Origin of the sequence: Neisseria sp. HMSC074B07 (assembly GCF_001810355.1) — a bacterium.
Lineage (GTDB): Bacteria > Pseudomonadota > Gammaproteobacteria > Burkholderiales > Neisseriaceae > Neisseria.
In genome coordinates this window covers 166,678-183,312 of the sequence record NZ_KV800921.1, presented here as the reverse complement: position 1 = coordinate 183,312, position 16,635 = coordinate 166,678, and the positions used below count along the sequence as shown (strand labels likewise).

Here is a 16,635-nt window from a genome sequence, read left to right as displayed (position 1 = left end):
CTTAAAAGGACACCCCATGACCTTCCCGCCCCTAAAATCCCCGCTCAAATTCTACGCTGTCGTTCCCACCGCCGATTGGGTGGAGCGCATGGTCAAAGCAGGTGCCGACACGGTGCAACTGCGCTGTAAAACCTTGTACGGCGATGAATTAAAACGCGAAATCGCCCACTGCGTCGCCGCCTGTCGGGGCAGCCGCACGCAGCTTTTCATCAACGACCACTGGCGCGAGTCGATAGAAGTGGGCGCATACGGCGTACATCTCGGACAGGAAGACATGGACATCGCCGACCTTGCCGCCATCGCCGCCGCTGGTTTGCGTTTGGGTTTAAGTACGCACTCCGTCGCCGAACTCGACCGCGCCCTGTCCGTACACCCCAGCTACGTCGCCAGCGGCGCGATTTTCCCGACCACAACCAAGCAAATGCCCACCGCCCCGCAAGGCTTGGACAAACTGCGCGAATATGTGAAACAGGCAGGCGGCACGCCCGTCGTCGCCATCGGCGGCATCGATTTGAACAACGCCGAAGATGTATTGGCAACCGGCGTTTCCTCACTCGCCGTTGTCCGCGCCGTTACCGAAGCGGAAAATCCCGAAGCGGTGGTTAAAGCGTTTCGGGATTTGTGGAATGAATAAGGTCGTCTGAAAGCCAAATTTCAGACGACCTGCTCAATTAGGATATTCGATTGCCGTTATTTCAGATGCTATACAGGTAGACGCGGGCATAACGGCGCAAAGAATAATCGGTGGATTCAGTTGTCCCAGCCTTCTACCACCAGTTTGCCGACCATATCTCCGCGTTCCAGCATCTCATGGGCGTGGCGCAGGTTGGCGGCATTGATGCCGTGCAGGACTTGGGTGGCAGTCGGGCGGATGATGCCTTCGTCCACCAGCCGCGCGGTTTCGGCAAGGATTTCGCCCTGCTGTTCGATGTCTGCCGTTTCGCGCAGCGGGCGGGTAAACATAAATTCCCAATGCAGCGACAGGCTTTTGCCTTTGAGCGGGTTCACGTCCAGCGTTTCGGGGTCGTCAATCAGCGCGATTCTGCCTTGCGGTGCGATGAGTTCCACGATTTGCGGCAGATGGCGGTCGGTATGGTTGGTGGAAAAAACAAACGATGACGCGCCGATATTTAACGCGGCAATCTGTTCCGCCATGTTTTCATGATGGTTGATGACGAAATCCGCGCCCAATTCCTTCACCCACGCGCGGCTCTCGGGGCGGGAAGCGGTGGCGATGACTTGGATGTCGGTCAGCTTTTTCAGCAACTGGATGGCAAGCGAGCCGACCCCGCCTGCACCGCCGATTAAGAGCAGCGCATTGGCGCCGCCTGCCACGGGTTTGTTCACGTCCAAGCGGTCGAACAGCGTTTCCCATGCGGTAATCGCCGTCAATGGCAGCGCGGCGGCTTGGGCAAAATCCAGCGAACGCGGTTTTTTGGCGGCAATGCGCGCGTCCACCGCCTGTAATTGTGCGTTCGAACCTTGGCGGTTGATGGCGCCCGCGTAATACACTTCGTCGCCGACTTTGAAATGCCGCACTTCGCTGCCGACCGCCTGAACAATGCCTGCCGCGTCGTAACCCAATACGCGGTACTGCCCTGCCGCAGGCGTATGTGCCACCCGAACTTTCACATCGACAGGATTGACTGAAACCGCCTGCACGGCAACCAAAATATCGTGCGGCCGCAGCTCGGGTTCGGGCAGTTCGATGTCGAGCAGGGCTTCAGGGTTGGAAACGGGCAAAGGACGGTTGAAACCGATGGCTTTCATAAGGTTCTCCTGTTAGGTCGTCTGAAAGCGTGTATCATGCGCCTGAAGCACACCATTAACAAGAACGCACTTGTTTTTCAGATAGTTACATAAAGGATACTGCCATGCCCCGCACACCGCACCCAAGCTACGACTGCGCCGAAGGCTGTTCGGTGGAAGCCGCACTTTCCGTCATCGGCGGCAAATGGAAAGGCACGATACTCTACCGCCTGCACACGGACGGCACGCTGCGCTTCAACCAAATCCGCCGCATCCTGCCCGATGTGTCGCAGCGCACGCTGACCGCGCAACTGCGTGCGTTGGAGGCTGCCGGCATCATTTTGCGTACTGTGTATCCCGAAGTCCCGCCACGAGTGGAATACCGCCTGACCGACTACGGCAAAACGCTTGCGCCCGTGCTGACGGCATTGAAGGAATGGGGCGACGGGTTCAAGCAAGCACAGGCGCATCGCGAATAAAGAAACTTACCTACGAAATATCGAGAAACCATGAACATCATCTTAAACGGCGAACCCGCCGAACTTCACGGCACAACCATCGCCGACCTCATCGCCCAAACCGCGCCGCAAAAGCCTTTTGCCGTAGCGGTGAATACCGGATTTGTCGCCAAAGGCGCATATGCGGAAACGGTTTTGAACGAAAACGACAAAGTCGATATCGTGCGTCCGGTGGTCGGCGGCTAGGCGGTTTTGCCTTTTCAGACGACCCCTGTCCCCAAAACAACGTTATAGTGGATTAAATTTAAATCAGGACAAAAGGAACCTATCATGCTCACCCTATACGGAGAAACTTTCCCTTCACGGCTGCTGCTCGGCACGGCGGCCTACCCGACCCCCGAAATCCTCAAACAATCCGTCCAAACTGCCCGTCCCGCGATGATTACCGTCTCGCTGCGCCGCGCGGGAAGCGGCGGCGAGGCGCACGGTCAGGGGTTTTGGTCGCTTTTGGAAGAAATCGGTATCCCGGTGCTGCCGAACACAGCAGGCTGCCAAAGCGTGCAGGAAGCGGTAACGACGGCGCAGATGGCGCGTGAAGTGTTTGAAACCGATTGGATCAAACTCGAACTCATCGGCGACGACGACACGTTGCAGCCAGATGTGTTCCAGCTTGTCGAAGCGGCGGAAATCCTGATTAAAGACGGCTTCAAAGTGCTGCCTTATTGCACCGAAGACCTGATTGCCTGCCGCCGCCTGCTTGACGCGGGCTGTCAGGCGCTGATGCCGTGGGCGGCGCCGATCGGCACGGGTTTGGGCGCGGTTCACGCCTATGCGCTGAAGGTCCTGCGCGAACGCCTGCCCGACACGCCGCTGATTATCGACGCGGGCTTGGGTTTGCCTTCGCAGGCGGCGCAAGTGATGGAATGGGGTTTTGACGGCGTATTGCTGAACACCGCCGTTTCCCGCAGCGGCGACCCCGTCAACATGGCGCGCGCCTTTGCACTCGCCGTCGAATCCGGACGGCTGGCATTTGAAGCCGAACCGGTTGAAGCGCGTACCAAAGCGCAAGCCAGTACACCGACCGTAGGGCAGCCGTTTTGGCATTCGGCGGAGTATTGACTATAGTGGCTTAACTAAATCAGGACAAGGCGACGAAGCCGCAGACAGTACAGATAGTACGGCAAGGCGAGACAACGCCGTGCTGGTTTAAAGTTAATCCACTATAAATAGCGTGTTGCAGGTATGTGAAAAAGGTCGTCTGAAAAAGTTTTCAGACGACCTTTTGTCCTTTGCCGAACTCTTTTAATCGGACAATTCCGCTTTCGATTCTTTATCTGCTTTCGCCGACCAATAAGATGCGAGCAGCGAGCCGGAAATATTGTGCCACACGCTGAACAGCGCGCTGGGTACGGCGACAACAGGGGCTGCGGCAAAATGCGTGGCCGCCAATGCCGCACCCAAACCGGAATTCTGCATACCGACTTCGATAGCGAGCGTTTTTTGCGCATCGTACGGCAGCTTGCAGATTTTAGCTGCAAAGAAGCCGAGCAGGTAGCCGATGCCGTTGTGTAATACCACGACACCGAAAATCAACAGCCCGCTCTCAATAATTTTACCTTTGCTCGCGCCGACGACCGCACCGATAATCAACACAATGGCAACCACAGAAACCAAAGGCAAGGCAGCGGCAGCGCGTTCGGTCTGTTTGCGGAACACAGTATGTGCAATCACGCCGAGCGCGATGGGCAACAACACCATTTGAACAATGGAAACAAACATCGCCTGCGCATTGATGTCGAGCATTTTACCTGCCAAAAACAGGAAAATAGCAGGCGTCAGCAGCGGAGCCAGTAAGGTGGAAGCCGACGTCACTGCGACGGACAAGGCAACATTGCCGCGCGCCAAAAAAGTCATCACATTGGAAGCCGTACCGCCCGGACAGCAGCCGACCAAAATCACTCCCACGGCAACTTCAGCAGGCAAATTTAACAACTTGACCAAAAAATAGGCAGTCAGCGGCATAATGATAAACTGCGCTGCCACGCCGATAAGGACGGCTTTGGGATGACTGGCGACAATTTTAAAATCTGACGGCGTCAGCGTCAGCCCCATGCCGAACATAATGATGCCCAAAAGCCAAGTGATGTAAGGCAGTACCCATTTGAACAATTCGGGATCGAAGAAAGCAACGGCGGCGCACAATGCTGCCCAAAATGAGAAGGTTTTGCCGACAAAGTGGCTGATTCGTGCAATAGTGTCCATAAATAGTATGTGTGGTACGGTTGATAAGATTATTGATAAGGAGAACAGTGAAATGAAACAACACACAAATATCAAAACTGGTTTGGCCGTTGATATTTGTTTCACATCCGTCTAAACGCGAAGCATACACGGCTTTGTAACGGGATGTAAAGAAAAGGTCGTCTGAAACGTTTCAGACGACCTTTAATCCATTCTGCCCTCACTCAAACAACCTGCCCTGCGCCAGCAACGCCTTCACGGGCGCGAAATCGCGGCGGTGTTCGGGCAATACGCCGTATCGCTGCAAGGCTTCGAGGTGTTGCGCCGTGCCGTAGCCTTTGTGTTTGTCGAAACCGTATTGCGGATAACGTTCCGCCAACGCATACATCTCGGCATCGCGCGCGGTCTTCGCCAAAACGGAAGCCGCCGAAATTTCCATGATTTTGCTGTCGCCTTTGACCACCGCTTCGGCATCCACGCCAAGGTCCTTCGGCACTCTGTTACCATCGATAAACACCTTATCGGGCTTGATCGCCAACCCGTGTATGGCGCGGCTCATTGCCAACATCGTGGCATGAAGGATATTCAGTTCGAAAATTTCTTGCGGATCGGCTTGCGCGACACACCATGCCAGCGCTTGTTCTTTAATCAAGACCGCCAATGTATCGCGCTTTTTTTCGCTGAGTTTTTTAGAGTCGGTCAAACCGGGCAAATGGTAAGACGGCGGCAGGATAACGGCGGCGGCAAACACGCTGCCAACCAAAGGCCCCCGCCCTGCCTCGTCAACGCCGGCAATCAGGAAAGAATTTGTCATCGTTGTTTGAAAATAGAAAAATGGACATTATTTAAACTAAGGAGCAGCCGAAACGGAGGAACACCTACCCCGCCAGCCGCCTAACCAATATATTTAACCCAATAATCGCCGCAGCCTGTTTAGGTTTGCGCCACGATATCCCTGTGCAGCGCCTCAAAATGATAGGCGGCATCGGAAAATTTTACCTTGTTTGAAATAAGTTGATTCGTTATAACTGGCTGCATAGTATAATCAAAACCTTTGCCATATACCGAAATAAAGATGAAACCGATTTTTTACCGACTGATTTTGGCTTTCGGGCTGGGAAGCGCCGCCCTCTTCGCACAAGCCGGCTATATCTGCAAAGTGGACGGCAACGCAGTATTTACCGAGAAAAAAATCGGCAACGATTGCACCGAATCCCATACGGACGGCACTGCAAACGTCAGCCCTGAAGAAGCCGGCAGGGCCGTACCCGAGCGTGTCGACCTGAAAGAAGCCCTCGGGGAAGCCGCTCCCGAGCCGGGCGACATCAAAGTCTTGCCGCGCACGACGGGCGGCAGCGTAACCAACACGGCAGAAGCCGCCAATCCCCGTTTGGACATCAAATTGCGCAACGGCAAGCTTGGCGAAGCGACTTCCGTCGGCGACCTGAAAGCAGCCAAAGCCCGCGCCGCCGAGTTGAACCGCAAAGCCAAAATCCTGCCCGCACCCATCTTGCCGGCATCCAAACCCAAGCCGCAACTGACCCGCAAGCAAATCTTGGAAAACGAAGTCCGCAACGAACAAGTGGCTTTGGTCAGGGCGCAGGCGCAACTGAATGTCGCCAAGAAAAAAGGCGATCAGGCAAAAATCAGCCGCCTGACCCAAGCCGTCAACGACCGTCAGGCCAATATCCGCGCCATTGAAAGTGAAATGAAACGCTAAACGGACAACGGTTCGGAAAGTTTTTAATCCAAGCTTTCCGAACCATTTTCAATTGAAATCCATCATGCAGCCCATCCCCAACAACATCATCAAATTCCTACACGCCAACCATGTGATCAGCATTGCGGCAGCCGCAGACGGCGAAATTTGGAGCTCCTGCTGCTTTTATGTGCCCGATGAAGCGCAAGCAAGGCTGATTGTCCTGACTTCGGCACGTTCCAAACACGGCAGCCTGATGCTGAAAAATCCGAACATCGCCGGAACCATCGCAGGCCAGCCGGAAAATATCGCCAAAATCAACGGCATACAGCTGACGGCCAGCGCGCAACTGCTGACCGACGAAACAGAGAAAAAAGCAGCGCTCGCCCTCTATTACAAAGCCCATCCGCTTGCCCGCGCGATGAAAAGCGATGTTTGGTCGTTGCGTCTGGAAAACGTGAAATTTACAGACAACAAACTGGTTTTCGCCCAAAAAACCCTTTGGCAGCGGGAAGCTCAAAACGCCTGAATCATTAAACCCTTGGCAATTGGTTTCAACGTTGATGGATTAAACCCAATACCCAAGGATAAAGGTTTTCAGACGACCCCTGCATACAAGGTCGTCTGAAAAACAGTACCCAAACAAAAATCCTGAAACCGACAAACGGATTTCAGGATTTTTGATATTCGGATCATCTGCATACAAAAAAGCGGCAGCCATGCCCTACCGCCCTTTCCTATTAGAAATCTCAATATCTCGCCATCGTCCCATCCACCTGCAAAGCCCAAGCATCAATCCCGCCTTGCAGGTTAAACAGATTTTCAAAACCCGCGTCCGCCAGATACATCGCCGTATGCAGGCTGCGGATGCCGTGGTGGCAGTAAACGACAATCGGCAAATCGTCGTCGGGCAGCTCGTTTTGGCGCAGCGGAATCAGGTTCATCGGGATATGGATGGCGTCAGGCAGGGCGCAGACGGCTGTTTCCTCGTCGGTGCGCACGTCCAGCAGATGGAACGCGCGGCCTTCTTCCTGCCATTGTTGCAGTTGCAACGGGGTGAGTTGCGGGATCGTCATGATATTGTGTATGTGAAATGATGGAAACGATGAAAGGTCGTCTGAAAACGTTTCGCCATGTCCGGCTGGTTTTCAGACGACCTTTGATTTCAAAAGATTAAAAATCGAAATCGCCGAAAGGACGGTTTTCTTTGTCGTCCAAATGCGCGACCAGCGTGTCGAACAGGACTTTTTCTTCAAATTCGTTGCCCTTGCGCGTAATCAGCAGCGCGCGCTGTACCGGCCGGCGGCCGACGATGATTGCCATGCGGCCGCCGTCTTTCAACTGTTCTTTCAATACGTCAGGCACACGGTCCACCGCGCCACCGACGTAAACCGCATCAAACGGCGCGCCCGCGGAAGGCTCGGTCAGCCCGTTGTTTTGCACATAATCGATATTGTTCAAAGCCAAGCCGTCCAACACTGCTTTGGCGCGGTTTTGCTGCTCGGCATCGAGGTCGTCTGAAACCACTTTACCCGCCAGTTTCGCCAAAAGTGCGGTCGCATAGCCCGAACCCGTGCCGATTTCCAAAACCGTATCGGTTTGGGTCAGCTTCAAACCCTGCGCCAACCGCGCTACGATTTTCGGCTCGAGCATCTTATGTCCGTTGGCAAGCGGCAGCTCCATGTCGGCATACGCCAAGCCCTGCAAAGACTCGCTCACGAAACGCTCGCGCGGAATTTCCTCCAACGCGTCCAAAACGTCAAAATCCAATACATCCCACGGACGGATTTGCTGTTCGACCATGTTGAACCGCGCTTTTTCAAAATCCATTTTGTGCTCCGTTAAATAATTGTTTTAGCAATGGCAGACATTATAAAACCACACTCCCGCCGCGCCAACTTCAGCGCGCGCCGCCCGCCCGTTTTTTCGGTCTCAAGCCGCCTGACGCGAAGCCTTAAACCGCTTCTCCAAAATCTTTGCCAGTTCGCCCAAATACAAAGCATCCGTTTCATCAAACTGCGCCAGATGTTCGCTGTCCACGTCCAACACGCCGATACAGAGGTCGTCTGAAAACAGCGGAACCACAATTTCCGAACGCGACAAAGACGAACAGGCAATATGGTCGGGATGCGCGTTGACATCCTTGACGACCACCGTCTCGCCCCTCGCCCAAGCCTGACCGCACACCCCGCGCCCGAACGGAATCCGCGTACACGCCAAAGGTCCCTGAAACGGCGCCAAAACCAATTCGTCCGTACGCGTATCGACCAAATAAAAACCCACCCAAAACCAGCCGAACGCCTCCTTCAAAACCGCCGCCGTGTTCGCCAAATTCGCCACCCAATCCGTCTCGTCCGTCACCACAGACTCAATCTGCGGCAACACCTCCCGATAAAGCGCGGCCTTGTCCGAAGCCGAAAAATGAAGCGCGTGCATAGCCATGTCCTATATATGTGTATATCAAGCAGTTATTATAAAACAGGTCGTCTGAAACAGCATTTCAGACGACCCCGGGCATCCCGTTTCAAGTTGCGAACCCGTCGCATATACACTAAACTTCACGTTACATCACGCTACACGCAGCGTACAGCCAAAGAAACACAACACGGAGCAAAAAAGATGTATCACCAAATCGGAATGTGGGATCAAAAATGGGTCATCGGCAACTGGAAAATGAACGGCCGACTCCAAAACAACAACGCACTCATGCACCGCTTCCGCATCATGCCCACCGCCGAACGCGTCCTCATCGGCCTTGCTGCCCCGACCGTTTACCTGTTGCAACTGCACAACGCCATGCAGATTGTCCTCAACAACCGTATTCTCACCTGCGCCCAAGACGTCAGTCGCTTCCCCAACAACGGCGCCTACACAGGCGAAGTTTCCGCAGAAATGCTCGCCGACATCGGCACCGACATCGTCCTCATCGGACACTCCGAACGAAGCCTCTATTTCGGCGAGAAAAACGAAATCCAACGCCGCAAAATGGAAAACGTTCTCAACGTAGGCCTCATTCCCCTATTGTGCGTCGGCGAAAGCCTCGAAGAGCGCGAAGCCGGCAAAGAACACGAAGTCATCGCCCACCAACTCTCCGTATTGCATGGACTTAACACCAAAAACATCGCCGTCGCCTACGAGCCGGTATGGGCAATCGGCACCGGCAAAGTCGCCACCGTAGAACAAATTGCCGACATGCACGCATTCATCTACAAAGAAATCTTGTCTTTGTGCGGAAGCGATGTTAAAATCCGCGTTCTTTACGGCGGAAGTGTGAAAGCAGACAATGCAGCCGACATCTTCGCAGTACCTCATGTGGACGGCGCATTGGTTGGCGGCGCGTCATTATCATATGACTCATTTACCGCCATCATCAACGCAGCGCAAGCCTCGTAGAAAACATATGGAAGCCTTTAAAACCCTTATCTGGATTATTAATATTATTTCCGCTTTGTCGGTGGTTGTGTTAGTATTGTTGCAACACGGCAAAGGCGCGGACGCAGGCGCGACCTTCGGGTCAGGTAGCGGCAGCGCGCAGGGCGTATTCGGTTCCGCAGGCAACGCAAACTTCCTGAGCCGCGCAACCGCCATCGCAGCGACTTTCTTCTTCGCAACCTGCATGGCAATGGTTTATATCCATACCCATACAAACAAACACGGTTTGGACTTCAGCAATGTGAAACAAACCCAGCAGGCTCCGAAACCTGCCGCTCCCGCTGAAAACCAACCCGCACCTGCTGCACCCGCTCCTCAGCAGCAGAAATAAAAGTTTTTCAAATGCCGACATGGTGAAATTGGTAGACACGCTATCTTGAGGGGGTAGTGGCCGTAGGCTGTGCGAGTTCAAATCTCGCTGTCGGCACCAAAACAAGAAACCGCTTAGAATTAAAAATCTAAGCGGTTTCTCTTTTCTGTCCAACGCATCGGATAAAAAGAAAAACCGCTTACTATAGTGGCTTAACTTTAAATCAGGACAAGGCGACGAAGCCGCAAACAGTACAGACAGTACAGAAACCGATTCACTTGGTGCTTCAGCACCTTAGAGAATGTCTCTTTGAGCCAAGGCGAGGCAACGCCGTACTGGTTTAAAGTTAATCCACTATATTCCCCCTATCCGATGTATCCCAAGTATTGCATCCAATGTATCTCCACAATAAAAACCAAACTCAATAAAGGCGAGGTTTTCAGACTATCACTTGCTATCCCCAAATTTCCGTTCTCAAATAGGAAATCTTTGAAGCAAAAGGATTGGCTTTACACCAAACGTACAGCCTTATCCCATCCACTCAAATTTTAAAAGCACCATTTTCCAGAACACTGAAAACAAGGCGAGAATTTCTTTCATCCAAATCCATTCATTTTCCCCTGCCCTTTTCACAGTCTTCGGCTTCATCGCCCTCACCAGATTCAAAGTTCGTCCGTCATTATTTCCTTAGCATCATCCCCGCCTTGCAGCACCAAACATTAATCCTCCCCTCAAAATCGGTATTTTGTTGATTCGTGATATATCTTTACTTAATTTCAATTAGCTTTGCGTAAATCAAATCCACTGTTTTCAAAAGAACAAATAGCACTTTATTGATAATGAGTATCGTGTTTTCATATATGGACGAGACAAGCCTTCTTTTCTCTGTTAAGGTAGGGCTTTCTGTCAGTTTATGCTGACCCCGATAGACCAAATCCGGAGTAACTTGATGAAATCCAATCTGAAATTAATCGTTCCCGCCGTCCTTATCGCTACCGCGCTGTCTGCATGTGGCAGCTCCGGCTCTAAATCTAAACCGGAAACTGCTCCGACTCCTACTGCGCAACAATCCGCTCCCGCGCCTGAAACGCCTAAAACCATGGAAGTCAATAATATTGAACGCACCAAGGAAGTGGCTTACAAATGCGGACCAAACGGTACTGATCCTTTGAATGTCATGTACGGCTTCCAAGGTGATGAGCCTGTGATTGCCCAAGTGAAATACCAAGGCCAGCTGACTCCGGGTCTTTCCCGCATCGTCGGCACTGGCAATGATGTCAATGGCTTCTGGGGTGAAGGCGTGGCATGGATTGCCAACCGCGCCAACTACGCCAACATCGACAAAGTGGACGGCAATATGCTGACTATCCGTCAACAAACTGTCGTCAACGGTCAAAACCAAGTCGTGGACAACATCATCACCAAGTCTTGCGTATTGGACCAAACCGCTACGGCCCAATTGAACAAAGCACCTGCCAAACCTGCTAAGGGCAAAGGCAAAGCGAAGAAATAAAGACGTTGTATAAAGCGAAAGGTCGTCTGAAAACTTGAAAACGGGTTTTCAGACGACCTTTTTTACATCGTCCGCTGTCTTTCTCCATGTTTCGGTAACGGACACTGCAACACCACAAACAGCCCGCCTTAGCGCCGGCTCTCTACAATTGCCCCACTCTATCGGCTCAAGGCTGCACAGACATCAAGCCGTTTCTTACCACCAGTAATACGGCCGGTAAAACGGGAATCCCCACTCGTCGTAATAGCGGTAATAGCGTGCTTCGCGCAGCTGTTGTTGGGAAATATAATTTTGCCATGCCATCTTATAGCAGGCTTGGAACATCGGGTCGGACACTTTGTCGATGTATTTCAGGCGGAAGGCTTTTTGTTCTGCACTGGGCGTGCCGACTTGCTCCGCCTGCTCGAACTGTTTGCGCATCAGTTTGGCAGTCTCCGGATCGCATTCGGCAGCCAGACTGACTTGAAGGTTCTGTTCATAACGTCTTTGCGCGCGTTCGCGGGCGGCTTTTTGTTCGGGCGTAGTGGCACAAGCGGTCAGGGTTGCCACGATGCACAGTATCAGGGAAGCTCGAATGGGAGACATGATTTTTCCTTTTTATATCAAGGGATAGAGGTAATGTACGCCTTTTGCGGCAAATTGTGAAGCCTGTCGTACCGTCCGTGTTCAACCGACAAAACGGCAAAGCCCGGCCAAAACAAACCGTACCACCTGACAAGAGGTCGTCTGAAAAGTGAAGAGCCATTTTCAGACGACCTCATATCTCACCCTGCTCTTTTTATAGTGATTTCGCCATATTCATTGAAGAAGCCCTTAGCGATACAATATCGCACCATATCCAATCGAATCGAGGTCGTCTGAAAAATTGAAAAGGGATTGATATGACGGCAAATCATCGCGAAGAAACACCAAACGAGCCACAGCAGCCGACCAACCGCCACAAGCGTCGGCATGAGCGCCTGCACGCGCCGCCGTTTTGGCAGGCGGACAGGCCGTATCTGCACGAACACCACATTTCCGATGCGCGTTTCCGCAGGCTCGGCTATATCATGGCGATGTTGGCGGGTGCAATCAACGCAGGCGGTTTCTTTGCATTTTCACGTTATACGTCACACGTTACCGGCTCGATGTCGATGCTGGCAGACGCTGTTTATCTGCGCGAATGGTTAACGGCGGCGGTGGCTTTGATCAGCGTGTTGTGTTTCATTGTCGGCGCAGCGCATTCGGGCTGGGTGGTTTTGTGGACGCAGCAGAAGCGGTTTCGCGGCAGCTTCGGTTTTTCCATGTGGCTGGAAGCGGTTTATCTGCTGATATTCGGCTTGTTCGGTCTGACGACATCGAAGTGGAACATCGGGGACGGGAATTTGGTTTTCCCGTCATTGGCTTTGTTTTTAATGTGTTTCATCATGGGAATGCACAATACGGTGATGACGCTTTTGTCCGGCGGCGCCATCCGTTCGACGCATATGACCGGCACGGCGACCGACTTGGGCATCGAGCTTTCGCGTGCGCTGTATTATTCAAAAAAACATCATCCGCGCCTGCCTCATGTTCATGTCAATAAGCCGAAGATGTGGCTGTTGAACGGCTTGATGTGGGCATTTCTGCTGGGCGGCGTCGTGGGTGCTTGGGGCTACCACAAAATCGGACACCATTTCGCGCTGCCGGTATCCGCCGTCTTGTTCATCTTGGGTACGGGGTCTGTGGGCTATGATGTGAAAGTGCGCTTGAAATTTGCGCTGGCGGGATGGTATCGGCGGCATCGTGCGAAACAGCGTTAAAAAGCGGTATCGCGGCAAATCCGCATACCGCCATGCCAATTATCGGCGCTCAGTGAACCAAATCGCTTTTCTTTTGCCCAATCAAATAGATACTCCTGCGTGATGACAACCCCTTCAAATCTAATCTTTTGTTTTGAATGAAAAACACCTTAATCAAGGCTGCCGCGTCGCGTTATCCCTGAAACGCGCGGGCAATGAACGGACAGCGATTGGATTAATGGCAATATGAGTCATGGCGGGAACCATTCCTTCTTCCAACTGATTTTCAGACGACCCCTGCGTCGTTGTCGAAAGGACATCTTAATGAAACTCTTGAAATCCCTGACCGTTGCCGCGTTGGCAATTCCTTTAGCACTGACCGGCTGCGTAACCGACCCTGTAAGCGGACAACGCAACACCAGCAAAACCGCCATGTACGGCTTAGGCGGCGCGGCAGTGTGCGGCATCGTCGGCGCACTGACCCATGGCGGCAAAGGCGCGCGCAACTCCGCGTTGGCATGCGGCGCGATTGGCGCGGGCGTAGGCGGCTACATGGACTATCAAGAGAAAAAACTGCGCGAAAACCTGAAAAACACCAACATCGAAGTAGAACGCCAAGGCAACCAAATCAAGTTGGTGATGCCTGAAAACGTCACCTTCGCCACAGGCAGCGCGGCATTGAGCGATCAGGCGAGAAACGCTTTGGCGACCGCCTCCGAAACGCTGGTGCAATACCCCGACACGACCTTGACGATTAACGGTCATACCGACAACACCGGCAACGACGCCATCAACGAACCGCTGTCCCGAAATCGCGCACTTGCCGTTGCCGACTACCTGCAATCCCGCGGCGTAAACGGCTCGCGCCTGACCACCGCCGGCTACGGCTCACGCCACCCTATCGCATCCAATGCGACAGCCGAAGGCCGCGCCCAAAACCGCCGCGTCGAGATTTTGATCAATCCCGACCAAAACGCCATCAACGCGGCGAAACAGCAAATGTAAGCTATCCGTCTGAAGATAAAGTTAAAGGTCGTCTGAAATCCGATTTTGGGTTTCAGACGACCTTTTTTTGTTACGCCATCGGCTTGCCGGTTTTGTCACCTATTCATCAGGTTTTCGGTTGAATGCCTCATCACTAAGACCAAAAGCAAAACAAGTCTTTGATTTTTCAGACAACCTCAAGCCATTCCACCACTATAGTGGCTTAACTAAATCAGGACAAGGCGATGAAACCGCAAGACAGTACAGACAGTACAGAAACCGATTCACTTGGTGCTTCAGCACCTTAGAGAATGTCTCTTTGAGCCAAGGCGAGGCAACGCCGTACTGGTTTAAAGTTAATCCACTATATTTATTCACCTGCCGACACTGTTCATGTTCCGTTTTCCCGCTCTATCATCCTTGACACTGCCTGATGACAGTGATTTAATTTACTAATATGATTAATAATCATTTTTAATCAACTATGGAAAAGCAGATTGTTTGGACACCGCGCCAATCCGCGCCTAAAGCCTTTCCCGAACGGCAGGCGTTGATGCCGATATGGGGCGGCATACCGATTCCACGCCCGCAGTGGCAGAACATCTGGCGGCAGAAGCTCCCCCATGCCGCCGATTCCGACGCGCTTGCCTATCTGCACATCCCCTTCTGCGCCAACCACTGCGTGTTCTGCGGCTTCTACCGCAACGCATGGAAAGAGAGTTACAGCAGCGTTTACACCGACAAAATCATCGAAGAACTGGCGGCGGAATCCGAAATCCGCCAAGGCAACGGCAAAATCCGCGCCGTCTATTTCGGCGGCGGCACGCCCACCGCGCTGCAAACTCAAGACCTCGCCAGACTCATCCGTGCCTGTTACCAATACCTGCCGATTGCCGACGACTGCGAGTTCACCATCGAAGGCCGTATGAGCCATTTCGACATCGAAAAAGCCCAAGCCTGCGTAGAAGCGGGTGCCAACCGCATTTCCATCGGCGTACAAACCTTCGACACCGCCATCCGCCGCCGCCTCGGCCGCAAACACGGTGGCGACGAAGCCTTTGCCTATCTGGAAAAACTGTGTGAAATCAATGCCGTCATCGTTGTCGATTTGATGTTCGGCCTGCCCAACCAAACCGATGCCGTTTGGCAAAACGACCTCGAACGCGCCACCGCCCTGCCTTTGTCCGGACTCGACACCTACGCCTTCAACCTCTATCCCATGCTGCCCATCAACCGCATGGTGGAGAAAGGCGCATTTCCCGCCCCGCCGGGTTTCGACGTTCAGGCCGACCAATACGCCTACGCCGTCGAAACGCTGGAGCAAAAAGGCTGGAACCAAGTCAGCAACAGCCATTTCGCCTATCCCGGCCGCGGCGAACGCAACCGCTACAACACGCTGGTCAAATCCAATATCCCCTGCTGGGCGTTCGGCTCCGGCGCAGGCGGCAACTTCGGCGGCTTCAGCTATCAGGTGCAGGGCGATTTGGACAGCTACCTCGCCACCCCGAAAGGTGAAAAAAACATCGCCTTCATGAGCGGCCACAGCCCGAACAAAACCCTACTTGGACAAGTGCAGCACGACATGGAAACAGGTCGTCTGAATCCCTCGCTGTTTGACGGCAACGCCGCCGCGCAGAAACTAATTGCCCAATGGCAGGCAATGCAACTCTTTGAAGAACAAGGTTCGGACGGCCTCATCCGCCTGAACACCAGCGGCCGCTACTGGTCGCCCACCCTCATCCGCAAACTCATGCTCACCCTCCCGACCCAAGAAAAGGATCAAACCATGCAAAAACTTTCATCCGAACAACAAATCATGTTGCGCCAATCATTGGAAAAAAATCCCGGCCAAGTGCTCGAAATGCTCGCCGCGCAAAACCAATGCAGCTTTGAAGACGTCATCCGCTGCCTGCCCGAAAACTGCATCCGCCAAACCGAAGGCAGCCGCATCGTCGAAATCCTCCAAGCCGTCGCCGCCTGGGACGAAGCCGTCACCTTCATCGCCCACACCCCCGACGCCATCGTCGAAGTTACCGGCAAACTGCCCGGCGGCAAAGTCGGCCGCGGCTTCTACAACTTCGACCACCCCGAAACCGACGGCGGCGTACACGGTCATATCTATTACGAAAACTGCGCCGCCATTTACCTTTTAGAGCGTCCGTTTATGGGCAAAGACACCTGCTCTCTCAACTTCATCAACCGCAACGGCGGCGCCATGTTCAAAATCTTCGTCGGCCGCGACGAAGCAGGCGAACTCAAACAACACCAAATCGAAGCCATGAGAAAACTGTTTGAGGCAGCTTAAACGGGTTTCAGACGACCTTTGCCTGAAACCGATAGAAATTGCCGCATTCCTGCACAAACGAAATTATTTTTCGACATCGTAAATATCCGATGAAATTCGACAGGCTGCCTGCAAGATTGGCGTTTGCCACAAAGTAAGCTCGCGCTTACCGCCCTCTCCCTAACCCTCTCCCACGGGGAGAGGG

19 protein-coding genes and 1 tRNA gene are annotated in these 16,635 nt (G+C 53.2%); 13 read left to right on the top strand and 7 right to left on the bottom strand.

The window, feature by feature from the left end; genetic code table 11:
- The first annotated feature begins 16 nt into the window (after positions 1 to 16).
- Positions 17 to 634, top strand: a complete 618-nt coding sequence (thiE, locus tag HMPREF2726_RS04550; RefSeq protein WP_070602366.1) for a thiamine phosphate synthase — start codon at positions 17 to 19, stop codon at positions 632 to 634.
- Between the two features lie 116 nt (positions 635 to 750).
- On the opposite strand, the gene HMPREF2726_RS04545 is transcribed toward thiE, so the two are convergent.
- Entirely contained in the window at positions 751 to 1,770 is a 1,020-nt protein-coding gene (locus tag HMPREF2726_RS04545; protein WP_070602364.1) for a zinc-binding alcohol dehydrogenase family protein, read from the bottom strand.
- A gap of 104 nt (positions 1,771 to 1,874) precedes the next feature.
- On the opposite strand from HMPREF2726_RS04545, the gene HMPREF2726_RS04540 reads away from it, so the two are divergent.
- The 3 genes from HMPREF2726_RS04540 to HMPREF2726_RS04530 all read left to right on the top strand — a co-directional run bounded on the left by HMPREF2726_RS04540 (position 1,875) and on the right by HMPREF2726_RS04530 (position 3,326).
- Positions 1,875 to 2,228 carry a winged helix-turn-helix transcriptional regulator gene (locus tag HMPREF2726_RS04540; RefSeq protein WP_009310970.1) on the top strand — a complete coding sequence of 118 codons (354 nt, stop codon included), beginning with the start codon at positions 1,875 to 1,877 and terminating at the stop codon, positions 2,226 to 2,228.
- A 30-nt stretch (positions 2,229 to 2,258) separates the two neighbouring features.
- Positions 2,259 to 2,453, top strand: a complete 195-nt coding sequence (gene thiS / locus HMPREF2726_RS04535; RefSeq protein WP_003759281.1) for a sulfur carrier protein ThiS — start codon at positions 2,259 to 2,261, stop codon at positions 2,451 to 2,453.
- An 84-nt stretch (positions 2,454 to 2,537) separates the two neighbouring features.
- The gene (locus tag HMPREF2726_RS04530; RefSeq protein ID WP_009310969.1) at positions 2,538 to 3,326 is read left to right on the top strand and encodes a thiazole synthase; all 789 of its coding nucleotides are present in this window, start codon (positions 2,538 to 2,540) and stop codon (positions 3,324 to 3,326) included.
- Positions 3,327 to 3,509: 183 nt separating this feature from the next.
- Here the strand turns inward: HMPREF2726_RS04530 and HMPREF2726_RS04525 are convergent, their stop codons facing one another.
- Together HMPREF2726_RS04525 and rnhB are read right to left on the bottom strand one after the other, a co-directional pair.
- Positions 3,510 to 4,469, bottom strand: coding sequence for a bile acid:sodium symporter family protein (locus tag HMPREF2726_RS04525; RefSeq protein ID WP_070602362.1), 960 nt, complete (start codon positions 4,467 to 4,469; stop codon positions 3,510 to 3,512).
- 199 nt (positions 4,470 to 4,668) lie between these two features.
- Positions 4,669 to 5,262 carry a ribonuclease HII gene (gene rnhB, locus HMPREF2726_RS04520; RefSeq protein WP_009310967.1) on the bottom strand — a complete coding sequence of 198 codons (594 nt, stop codon included), beginning with the start codon at positions 5,260 to 5,262 and terminating at the stop codon, positions 4,669 to 4,671.
- Positions 5,263 to 5,523: 261 nt separating this feature from the next.
- Between rnhB and HMPREF2726_RS04515 the strand changes: the two genes are divergently transcribed.
- Both HMPREF2726_RS04515 and HMPREF2726_RS04510 read left to right on the top strand, forming a co-directional pair.
- Entirely contained in the window at positions 5,524 to 6,168 is a 645-nt protein-coding gene (locus tag HMPREF2726_RS04515; protein ID WP_070602360.1) for a hypothetical protein, read from the top strand.
- A gap of 64 nt (positions 6,169 to 6,232) precedes the next feature.
- The gene (locus HMPREF2726_RS04510) at positions 6,233 to 6,676 is read left to right on the top strand and encodes a PNPOx family protein (RefSeq protein ID WP_070602358.1); all 444 of its coding nucleotides are present in this window, start codon (positions 6,233 to 6,235) and stop codon (positions 6,674 to 6,676) included.
- A gap of 220 nt (positions 6,677 to 6,896) precedes the next feature.
- On the opposite strand, the gene HMPREF2726_RS04505 is transcribed toward HMPREF2726_RS04510, so the two are convergent.
- The 3 genes from HMPREF2726_RS04505 to HMPREF2726_RS04495 form a co-directional block, all read right to left on the bottom strand.
- A complete protein-coding gene (locus HMPREF2726_RS04505; RefSeq protein WP_009310965.1) occupies positions 6,897 to 7,223 on the bottom strand; it encodes a rhodanese-like domain-containing protein in 327 nt (108 codons plus the stop codon).
- A gap of 97 nt (positions 7,224 to 7,320) precedes the next feature.
- The gene (locus HMPREF2726_RS04500) at positions 7,321 to 7,977 is read right to left on the bottom strand and encodes a protein-L-isoaspartate O-methyltransferase family protein (RefSeq protein ID WP_009310964.1); all 657 of its coding nucleotides are present in this window, start codon (positions 7,975 to 7,977) and stop codon (positions 7,321 to 7,323) included.
- 102 nt (positions 7,978 to 8,079) lie between these two features.
- Positions 8,080 to 8,583 (bottom strand): GAF domain-containing protein, encoded by a 504-nt coding sequence (locus HMPREF2726_RS04495; RefSeq protein ID WP_009310963.1) that lies wholly within the window; start codon positions 8,581 to 8,583, stop codon positions 8,080 to 8,082.
- Between the two features lie 183 nt (positions 8,584 to 8,766).
- On the opposite strand from HMPREF2726_RS04495, the gene tpiA reads away from it, so the two are divergent.
- From tpiA to HMPREF2726_RS04475, 4 genes are all read left to right on the top strand, one after another.
- Positions 8,767 to 9,540, top strand: a complete 774-nt coding sequence (gene tpiA, locus HMPREF2726_RS04490; protein WP_003759302.1) for a triose-phosphate isomerase — start codon at positions 8,767 to 8,769, stop codon at positions 9,538 to 9,540.
- Between the two features lie 7 nt (positions 9,541 to 9,547).
- Entirely contained in the window at positions 9,548 to 9,910 is a 363-nt protein-coding gene (secG, locus tag HMPREF2726_RS04485) for a preprotein translocase subunit SecG (RefSeq protein WP_009310962.1), read from the top strand.
- A gap of 13 nt (positions 9,911 to 9,923) precedes the next feature.
- Positions 9,924 to 10,009: transfer RNA gene (locus tag HMPREF2726_RS04480), tRNA-Leu, on the top strand.
- Positions 10,010 to 10,838: 829 nt separating this feature from the next.
- Complete coding sequence (locus tag HMPREF2726_RS04475) at positions 10,839 to 11,402, top strand: hypothetical protein (protein ID WP_003759309.1); 564 nt, start codon at positions 10,839 to 10,841, stop codon at positions 11,400 to 11,402.
- Between the two features lie 195 nt (positions 11,403 to 11,597).
- Here HMPREF2726_RS04475 and HMPREF2726_RS04470 read toward each other — a convergent pair whose 3' ends face one another.
- Positions 11,598 to 11,987 carry a hypothetical protein gene (locus HMPREF2726_RS04470; RefSeq protein WP_009310961.1) on the bottom strand — a complete coding sequence of 130 codons (390 nt, stop codon included), beginning with the start codon at positions 11,985 to 11,987 and terminating at the stop codon, positions 11,598 to 11,600.
- Positions 11,988 to 12,283: 296 nt separating this feature from the next.
- Here HMPREF2726_RS04470 and HMPREF2726_RS04465 point away from each other — a divergent pair, with 296 nt between their 5' ends.
- The 3 genes from HMPREF2726_RS04465 to hutW all read left to right on the top strand — a co-directional run bounded on the left by HMPREF2726_RS04465 (position 12,284) and on the right by hutW (position 16,451).
- The gene (locus HMPREF2726_RS04465; protein WP_070602357.1) at positions 12,284 to 13,183 is read left to right on the top strand and encodes a YoaK family protein; all 900 of its coding nucleotides are present in this window, start codon (positions 12,284 to 12,286) and stop codon (positions 13,181 to 13,183) included.
- A 303-nt stretch (positions 13,184 to 13,486) separates the two neighbouring features.
- Positions 13,487 to 14,167: a YiaD family glycine zipper/OmpA-like lipoprotein gene (locus HMPREF2726_RS04460; protein ID WP_009310959.1), complete on the top strand. Its 681-nt coding sequence runs from the start codon at positions 13,487 to 13,489 to the stop codon at positions 14,165 to 14,167.
- Between the two features lie 463 nt (positions 14,168 to 14,630).
- Positions 14,631 to 16,451: a heme anaerobic degradation radical SAM methyltransferase ChuW/HutW gene (gene hutW, locus HMPREF2726_RS04455; protein WP_070602355.1), complete on the top strand. Its 1,821-nt coding sequence runs from the start codon at positions 14,631 to 14,633 to the stop codon at positions 16,449 to 16,451.
- Positions 16,452 to 16,635 lie beyond the last annotated feature (184 nt).